Here is a 9,302-nt window from a genome sequence, read left to right as displayed (position 1 = left end):
AAACCATCTACGCCGGGTTATATGTAGAAAAACGTTCTTACCCCGTATGGGAAAATCCTGAACTGTAGCCTGTGGAAAGAAGCCCTTGGAATGAAGCTTGGCATCGTTATATCCATCAGGAAGTGTATTTAATTCCGTGAAGTAAAAGTGCAGTTCTTCGCCTTTAATCTCGTGCTTTGTTAAATCAAAATAGGTTACTAGTACTTCAGGAAGTAATAAATTGGCTATCGCTAATAATGAATCTGAGGACATCGAAAATCTTTATTTCAAAGTTCCCTCAATTTTAGTTACTCCACAACTTTTTGTGTTGAGCCGATCAAGGATCATTCTACAAAGTTACGTGTGAATTGAAATAGAATTATGGTTTTTGTTTAAACTGGATAAGGAATAATTCAAGCCTGTCATATCTAAAAAAACAAAAGCCTCTACATTTCTGTAAAGGCTTGTTTTGACTAAGCTCCTCTTCTTGGGCTCGAACCAAGGACCCTCTGATTAACAGTCAGATGCTCTAACCAACTGAGCTAAAGAGGAATTTATGTCTTGCCATTTTCGAAGTTTTACTTCTCAAACCAACCACTTAGGTTGCGTAGGCGGGTGCAAATATACTGTATTTTTAATTCGGACAAAACAAAATAAATGATTTTTTGAAAAAAAATTGAATCACAATTTTATTATAGCTTCATCCTCGTTAAAATAGCAAGTGCCGAAATCCTATTAACACCTATTCAAACACCTAAAAATCAAGTGTTTTAATTTACTTTTTTCTTGATTTTTTCAATTACTAAAGCCATTTTAATTTCTATTAACTTTTTAAAACGTCAACCCTTATTAAAAATTCTGTAACTTTATTTTTTTGGAATCGAATGTACATCTAATGGTATTATTACATATTTTTATTTTCCGCGTTTCTAATAAAATACCTCTCTTTCACTTAAAAGAATTAACAAACAAATTAAATTATTTTGAGCGACACTTTAAAAGTAACAATCATTCAAAGCGAATTGCACTGGGAAAATGCAGATGCCAATCTAAAAATGTTTTCTGATAAAATTCAGAATATTGAAACGGAAACCGATTTAATAGTTCTTCCCGAAATGTTTTCGACAGGTTTCTCAATGAATGCAGCCCACCTAGCTGAACCTGAAAATGGCAAAACTTTTCAATGGATGGTTGCGCACGCAAAAAATTACCAGACCGCAATTACAGGGAGCGTAATTATAACTGAGAACGAGAGGTTTTACAATCGTATGTTTTTTGTCTTCCCAGACGGAAGTTTTAAAAAATACGATAAAAGGCATGCGTTCACTTATGCCAAGGAAGACGAAATTTACACCGAAGGAACCGAGCGTTTGGTGTTAGATTACAAGGGCTGGAAGATTTGTCCGTTGATATGCTACGATCTACGTTTTCCCGTATGGGCTAGAAACACCAATGATTACGATGTATTAATTTACGTTGCTAATTGGCCTAAAAAACGAACTGTAGCGTGGGAAACCCTGCTACGAGCACGGGCTATAGAAAATATGACATACTGCATTGGAGTAAACCGAGTAGGACTTGACGGCAACAACCACGAATACGTTGGCCATTCTGCGGTTTACGACGTTTTAGGAAAACAAATTTCCTCATCAGCTTTCGACGAATTTATCGAAACAATCATTTTGGAAAAGGATCATGTTATAAAGAACAGAAACCAATTTCAGTTTTTGAACGATCGAGATGCTTTTAAACTCCTATAATTATAAATAGGGGCGTAAACATCTTTCGAATTACTTCAGTATGAAAGTTTCGTTTAAACTCCAATTGGCACGAACTTCAATTAACGTAGGATAGTAAATTATTTGTTCTGGCTCTAACCGGTTCAGGAAGTTTCCTGTGTCCCATCTTCCGTTTTGGCTATCGTCATAAATAATTCGCAAATAATATTTGTCTGGCGCAATTTCATCAAAAAACACTTTCTTTTTATCTGTTTCCTGGTCAGGCAATAAATTTAAATATTCCTCGGCTACGACTTCGTATTTTCTATTCAGCATTTGGACAATTATCGGAAACCTGTTTACATTAACCAGGTTTAAACTTAATGTTCCTTGATCTGAATTATTCGGGGTGTTAATATTGAACTGTAGCGTATCATTCGTTTGATCAAAAAAGTCGGTTAAGGCTCCTGGGAAAAGCTTTATAGCATAACCTTGATCCTCACTTTTTGGAAAAGCAACTTCAGCCAAATTATATTTTTGATTTAGCCTAACAATAGGTTTTATAAATGAAGAGTCTTTAGTTATAACCTGAAATTTTTCAAGGTCAAATGAGACCAATGGAGTATTGGCTCGGAGCTTAAATGTATCTTTTCGTTTTAATGTCCCGGTCTTGACTGCCGAAATATTCAGCGAATCTTTAAAAAGATCCCGCACTCGAACTGTCGCTGTATCAAGAACCGATTTATTTGAAACTTTAAATACCAAGGAGTCGGCATCAAAATTCGGTTTAAACCAATAGTGTAGTGTGTCTTTCTTTTCATCTTTAAATACCCTAAAATCATAATCAGAAGGAACCTTAGAAAGCATTTCGATGCCTACACCTTCAGCACGTCCTTCATATCCAAAAATGATATGATTTTTACCTACGTGATTCGGTCTGGATAGCTTATAATCAGGGGTTTCTTTGAAAAGCGTCAATAAGTAGGTAGAATCGGAAGGTATTGAAATTGCTTCTTTCACAAAGCCAATTTTATCGGTTTTTGGCTGAAAAATATAATCGTTATTTTTATCCTTTAACGCCATAAGAAAGTACTTCCCTTCCTTCAAATTGGTGAGTTCAAAATATCCAGTACTATCCTGAGTAATTGTTACGTAGGTCGGTTTTTCAGAATAAACCAAAGAATCCTTATAAGTTTCATTAGCTTCATATAAAACAATAGTTGTTGGAATTTCTGGCGCTACCAATTGTGCATCCCTTACCCGTCCGGCAACCTGTAAGCTATCGATATAATTTCCTGTTGAAAAAACATATTTAAAATATTCAAATTCGTTTCCTTCATTATTGTCAATTATACTTTTTCCGAAGTTAAAAGCGTAAGTTGTATTTGGCTTTAAAGTGTCGGTGATTTTTATTTTTAGAGTTTTTGAAGTGTTGAGTGGGGTAATTATAGGACTGAATTTCATCGGGGGCGAAATAACCAATTGCTTATCGATATCTTTCAGTTTAATGTACTCGTCAAAACGAATTTCAATTTCGTCTCCCTTAAAATTGATACTGTAATTTTCAGGGCTACTTCTTACAATAACTGGTGGAATAGTATCTCGTGGCCCACCTGATGGCGTTCCTTTTTTAGCACAATCTACAAACGACAGACTGAGTAAAAACAAAATGGGAATATAAAGTAGGCGGTGTTTCAAATTGAAGCCTTGTTTGTTGTTTGTCATCCTAATTATAAGGTGAATCTAGGTCCAAAAATACACAATAACCAATAACTACCGAAGAATATAATGCCCGTGTAATTTGTTTTTATTGAGAAGAATTAATTGCAAAAAAATGAAACGAAGATTATGATGTTTCCAAAAACAATGTTACGAAGTAGCAATGGTAGCTATGCTTATTTTTACATTTTCGCCTTGTAGCAATTGCATTGCACAGTTTTCCAGGGTAGCACCTGTGGTAATAATATCGTCTACCAATAAGATATGTTGATTTTTAACGTCCTCTATTTTTTGGTTAAAAAACACCGCTTCTGAATCAAATCGTAAAATTCGATTTTTAAAAACTTGCGAACCCGATTTTGAAATCTTCACTAAAATATCATCTCGATAGGGTACTTCTAAAGCGTTGGCAAGCTCCTTTCCAAATCCTTCTACTTGATTATAGCCACGTTTTTTTAACTTCTGCCCATCCAATGGTACTGGAATAACCATATTTACTTCTCGATATTTCGGGTTTTCCGAAAGTTCTGCCCCCAACCATTCACCAAAAAAAGAACTTAATTCCTTTTGCCCTCTATATTTTAACCTGTGCATGAGCTCTTGAGTTAATCCTCTTTTCTGAAATTGAACGAGCGCTGTGGCATTTTCTACCGGAAATCGTCCGTAAAATTTGTTCTTAAGGAAATCATTTTCTACATTGTGAAAGTTTGCCAAGGGAATTTGATGTCTACATTCCACACAAAGTAGCTTCTCTCCCTGAGAAAGTATATCTTCGCAGCCCTCGCATATCCTTGGAAAAAGCAGATTTAACATATTTTAAGAATTTTTACCATTTCATAAACACTCGTATTTAATTTACCTGTATACATTTACGTCTAAAAGCAAATCTATTATACATGAACACTGATAACGAAAATAATAGTGGCAAATTCAAGATATTGGTAGGGGTACTATCAATTCTATTAATAGCTTTAGCTGTTTACACAGTCACCTTGTTCAATGACAACAAATCAAAAATTTCTACCCTTGAGAGTCAAAAAGCCGATATTGAGGAAGAACTTGAAGATTTGATTGCAAATTATGATGACATAATCAAAGATAACGAATTAAAGGACAAAGATTTGCTAGCGGCTCGCGAAAGAATATCAGTTCTTTTAGATTCGGTGAAAGATGCACAAGCTAATGTTACCTTAATTGAACGATATAAAGCAGAAATTAGCAAGTTAAAGAAAGAACGTACCAAACTTTTTAGAAAAGCAGATAGTTTAATAGCCGTTAATGAGAGGTTACTACTTCAACGCGACAGCACTTCTTCAGAGCTTGAAAACACGCGTTTGGTTATGGATTCTGTAAATCAAGAAAACCTTGCTATGAACGAAACTATTAAAAAAGCAGCAAGACTTCGAGCTACTGATATGCGCGGAGAAGCTGTTATTATTAGAAATAGCGGAAAAGTTGTAGACACAAGACGTTCAAGCCGTGCAGATAAAATTAGAGCCTGTTTTACCCTTGCCCCAAATGCTGTAGCCGAAAAAGGAAACAGAGTACTGTATGTACAGGTAATCAACCCAAAAAATAACGTTATGGGCGATAAAGCGGTCAAACAATTTGAAGAACAAAATTTAACTTACAGCGCATCTACGAACGTTTTTTATGAAAATGATGAGTTAGACGTATGTATTTTAATTAATGCTACCGATGCAGATTTAATTCGTGGTCAATACACAGTTAATTTATTTGATGGCGAAAACCAAATTGGAACTACCACAATGGATTTAAAATAACACCTTATCTAACTGATTTAAAGAAACATATTGCAAACTATTTATAAGAACCTCAAAAACCGATTGTTTAGTTTTTGAGGTTCTTCTATTTATTGTCAAACCCTTTGGGAGTTAGGGGGCTTTTCATATTTTTGCTAACTATGGCAAACAATGACGATCAATTTAAAAAAGTAGTATCCCACGCACGGGAATACGGCTATATCTTCGCTTCTAGTGAGATTTACGATGGCTTAAGTGCTGTCTATGATTATGCCCAAAATGGGGTAGAATTAAAGAAAAACATTCGCGAGTATTGGTGGCGCAGTATGGTGCATATGCACCAGAACATCGTAGGGTTAGATTCCGCGATTTTGATGCACCCAACAACCTGGAAAGCTTCCGGCCACGTTGATGCTTTTAGCGACCCATTAATAGACAACAAAGATTCCAAAAAAAGGTATCGTGCAGATGTTTTAATTGAGGATTACGCAGAAAAGCTTAATCAAAAAGCACAAAAAGAAATTGAAAAAGCTAAAAAACGCTTTGGTGACAAGTTTGATGAAGAAGAATTTGTATCGACAAACCCGAGAGTAATTCGGTATCTTGAAGAACAAAGAACTGTGCTGGAGCGAATGGCAAACTCTTTAGAAAAAGAAGATTTGGCAGACGTAAAAGCTTTAATTGAAGAGCTTGGAATCGCTGACCCAGATACTGGATCAAAAAACTGGACAGAAGTACGCCAGTTTAACCTAATGTTTGGAACAAAGCTAGGAGCTTCCGCAGAACATGCAATGGATCTTTACCTGCGTCCAGAAACGGCTCAAGGTATTTTTGTAAACTTTTTAAATGTTCAGAAAAGCGGACGAATGAAAATTCCGTTTGGAATTGCCCAAACAGGAAAAGCATTTAGAAACGAAATCGTAGCGCGTCAATTTATATTTAGAATGCGTGAGTTCGAACAAATGGAAATGCAATTTTTTGTGCGTCCAGGCGAAGAACTTAAATGGTATGAATACTGGAAAGAAATGCGTTTAAAGTGGCATCTTTCATTAGGAATGGGTGAAGAAAATTATCGCTTTCACGACCACGACAAACTGGCTCATTACGCAAATGCCGCAGCCGATATCGAATTCAATTTTCCTTTCGGATTTAAAGAATTAGAAGGAATTCATTCCAGAACAGATTTCGACTTGAAGGCTCACGAAAAGTTTTCAGGAAAAAAACTGCAATTTTTCGATCCAGAACTCAACGAAAGCTACGTGCCTTACGTAGTAGAAACGTCAATAGGTTTAGACAGAATGTTCCTTGCTGTTTTATCAAATTCACTTCAAGACGAAACCCTCGAAGACGGCAGCACACGTACAGTTTTAAAAATACCCGCTATTTTGGCGCCAGTAAAAGCTGCTGTACTTCCGTTGATTAAAAGAGATGGACTTCCAGAGGTTGCTCAGCAAATAATCGAAGATTTACAATGGGACCACAATGTTATTTATGATGAAAAAGATGCTGTAGGAAGACGCTACCGACGTCAAGACGCCGCAGGAACCCCATTTTGTATTACAGTAGACCACCAAACGCTTGAGGATGGCACGGTAACTATTAGACATCGCGACACTATGGAACAAGAACGCATCTCGAAAGACGAGGTGTCAAATAAAATAAAAGAAGCCATTTCATATAAAAAATGGCTTCAGTAAAAATTTTGTTCATAATTCAATAATCTAAAAAAGGAGGATAATTTATATCTTCCTTTTTTATTTGAATTTTTCAAAATATATTCAAAAGTATCACTTCTAAAGAGATCGATTTCAAACGAAATATTACGAACAATTAATATAGATTTAACCCACAAGCAGATGCGGATAGCGATGAATTAGTTAATTTTGAGTAAATCTCAAACGTAACTTACAATAATATACCTCTATATTACAACTAGTTGATATACCGTAATTTACATTTATTCGTTAAAAATTTAATAGCATAGACAAATGAAGTACGATCAAATTTCCAACAAACTCTTTATAAAAAACCGAAAAAACTTTATGACTCAAATGAAGCCTAAAAGCTTGGCGGTTTTCAACAGCAATGATATTTATCCTATTGGAGCAGATAGCACGATGCCATTCCAACAGGCACGTGATATTTTCTATTTAAGCGGTGTTGACCAAGAAGAGAGCATTCTGGTTCTCTTCCCCGATGCGCCAAACAAAGACCACCGCGAGATGCTTTTTGTTCGTGAAACCAACGATCATATTGCTGTTTGGGAAGGCGAAAAACTAACCAAGGAAAAAGGGTTTGAAGTAAGTGGAATTAAGTCGGTTTACTGGTTAACCGAATTCGATAAAATCTTCTTTGAAGTAATGACGCAAGCAGAGCGCATTTACTTCAACACCAACGAGCATTACAGACAAAATGTAGAAACTGAAACCCGCGAAGATCGTTTCATCAAAAAAACAAAAGCTAAATTTCCCGCACACAGTTGGGAACGAAGCAATCCTATTTTGCAACGATTACGATCAGTTAAGGATCAAATAGAATTGGATTTGATTCAACAAGCTTGCTCAATCACTGAAAAAGGATTTAAAAGAATCTTGAATTTCGTTAAACCAGGCGTTTGGGAGTACGAAATTGAAGCAGAATTTATGCACGAATTTCTTCGCAACCGTTCAAGAGGGTTTGCTTACACGCCAATCATAGCAAGCGGTAACAATGCGAACGTACTTCACTATGTTGAAAACAACCAAAAATGTAAGGAAGGCGATTTAATATTACTCGATGTTGGTGCCGAATACGCCAACTATTCAAGCGATATGACGCGTACCATTCCTGTAAGCGGTAAATTCACCAAGCGGCAAAAAGAAGTTTACAATGCTGTTTTAAAGGTGAAAAATGACGCTACTAGCATGCTTGTTCCTGGGACTTATTGGAAAGAATTTCACGTAGAAGTAGGTAAAATGATGACCTCAGCGCTATTAGATTTAAAGCTTTTAGACAAAGCCGACGTGAAAAATGAAGATCCAAATTGGCCTGCTTACAAAAAATATTTCATGCACGGCACCAGCCATCATATGGGCTTAGATACGCACGATTACGGCTTACTTTGGGAGCCTATGACAGAAAATATGGTTTTTACCGTAGAGCCAGGAATTTATATTCCCGATGAAGGATTTGGAGTACGCTTAGAAGACGATGTTGTTATTCAAAAAAACGGAGAACCTTTCAACCTGATGCGCAATATTCCTATTGAAGTGGATGAGATTGAAGAATTGATGAATAAATAAGTCTAAGAACCATAATTATAAAGACCTCACATAGCGATTTGACTTTGTGAGGTCTTTCATTTACCGTATGATTTTCAATTTCAAAAATACTCCGATAAATTACAATGTTGTGGGCGATGGTCCAACAATGATACTCTTACATGGTTTTCTAGAAAGCTCAAAAATGTGGGATCCACTCCTACCCGAGTTATCAAAAAACGGAAAAATCATCACCATTGACTTGCCCGGAATGGGAAAAAGCGGTGTTGTTTCTGAAATTCACTCAATGGAATTAATGGCTAAAGGTGTTGAGGCTGTTTTAGAACACCTTCAGGTTTCAGGAGCTACATTTATTGGACATTCAATGGGCGGATATGTAACATTGGCCTGCGCAGAAATGTTTCCGAATCGAGTTGGGAAAATGGTGCTCTTAAATTCATCTCCTGTCGCAGATTCCGAAGAACGAAAATTAAACCGAAATAGAGCCATAAAGATAATCGACAAAAATCCCCGTGCCTTTATTAGCATGGCAATTGTGAACTGGGCTGGAGAAGCTACGCGGGAAAAATTCTCAAAAGATCTTGAGCACGCCAAAAACAACGCTTATTTATTTCCAGTTGAAGGAATAAAGGCTGCACTAAGAGGGATGCGAGATCGAAAAGACCGAACTGAGATTTTAGAAGAATTTCCTAGAGAAAAATACATGTTTCTTGCCGAAGACGATCCAATAATCCCAGTTCAAGCCAACATAGAACTTGCAGAAAAATGCGGAGCAAAACCAATCATAGCTTCAGGTGGGCACCTCAGCATTATTGAAAATTTAGCAGCCGTTCGAGCATTTTTACTTTCGGTATAAATTATGC

At 36.4% G+C, this 9,302-nt stretch carries 8 protein-coding genes and 1 tRNA gene; 5 read left to right on the top strand and 4 right to left on the bottom strand.

Annotated features, from left to right (window positions below):
* Together BLW28_RS13600 and BLW28_RS13595 are read right to left on the bottom strand one after the other, a co-directional pair.
* Positions 1-252: ISAon1 family transposase N-terminal region protein (locus BLW28_RS13600; protein ID WP_092842579.1), on the bottom strand; the 252-nt coding region annotated here is incomplete at its 3' end.
* Between the two features lie 205 nt (positions 253-457).
* Positions 458-531, bottom strand: a tRNA-Asn gene (locus tag BLW28_RS13595).
* Positions 532-962: 431 nt separating this feature from the next.
* Here BLW28_RS13595 and BLW28_RS13590 point away from each other — a divergent pair.
* Positions 963-1,739 (top strand): amidohydrolase, encoded by a 777-nt coding sequence (locus tag BLW28_RS13590; protein WP_073221120.1) that lies wholly within the window; start codon positions 963-965, stop codon positions 1,737-1,739.
* A gap of 30 nt (positions 1,740-1,769) precedes the next feature.
* Here the strand turns inward: BLW28_RS13590 and BLW28_RS13585 are convergent, their stop codons facing one another.
* Together BLW28_RS13585 and BLW28_RS13580 are read right to left on the bottom strand one after the other, a co-directional pair.
* A complete protein-coding gene (locus BLW28_RS13585; RefSeq protein ID WP_073221122.1) occupies positions 1,770-3,422 on the bottom strand; it encodes an Ig-like domain-containing domain in 1,653 nt (550 codons plus the stop codon).
* Between the two features lie 144 nt (positions 3,423-3,566).
* Positions 3,567-4,229 (bottom strand): ComF family protein, encoded by a 663-nt coding sequence (locus tag BLW28_RS13580; RefSeq protein ID WP_073221125.1) that lies wholly within the window; start codon positions 4,227-4,229, stop codon positions 3,567-3,569.
* A gap of 83 nt (positions 4,230-4,312) precedes the next feature.
* Here BLW28_RS13580 and BLW28_RS13575 point away from each other — a divergent pair, with 83 nt between their 5' ends.
* The 4 genes from BLW28_RS13575 (at position 4,313) to BLW28_RS13560 (ending at position 9,295) form a co-directional block, all read left to right on the top strand.
* On the top strand, positions 4,313-5,200 hold the full coding sequence (locus BLW28_RS13575; protein ID WP_073221127.1) for a hypothetical protein: 888 nt from the start codon (positions 4,313-4,315) through the stop codon (positions 5,198-5,200).
* A gap of 140 nt (positions 5,201-5,340) precedes the next feature.
* Entirely contained in the window at positions 5,341-6,876 is a 1,536-nt protein-coding gene (locus tag BLW28_RS13570) for a glycine--tRNA ligase (protein ID WP_073221130.1), read from the top strand.
* A 291-nt stretch (positions 6,877-7,167) separates the two neighbouring features.
* A complete protein-coding gene (locus BLW28_RS13565) occupies positions 7,168-8,460 on the top strand; it encodes an aminopeptidase P family protein (protein WP_073221133.1) in 1,293 nt (430 codons plus the stop codon).
* Positions 8,461-8,527: 67 nt separating this feature from the next.
* Positions 8,528-9,295, top strand: a complete 768-nt coding sequence (locus BLW28_RS13560) for an alpha/beta fold hydrolase (protein ID WP_073221136.1) — start codon at positions 8,528-8,530, stop codon at positions 9,293-9,295.
* The last annotated feature ends 7 nt before the right edge of the window (positions 9,296-9,302 follow it).

Origin of the sequence: Aequorivita viscosa (assembly GCF_900106795.1) — a bacterium.
Lineage (GTDB): Bacteria > Bacteroidota > Bacteroidia > Flavobacteriales > Flavobacteriaceae > Aequorivita > Aequorivita viscosa.
This window is presented reverse-complemented; position numbering and strand designations above follow the sequence as displayed.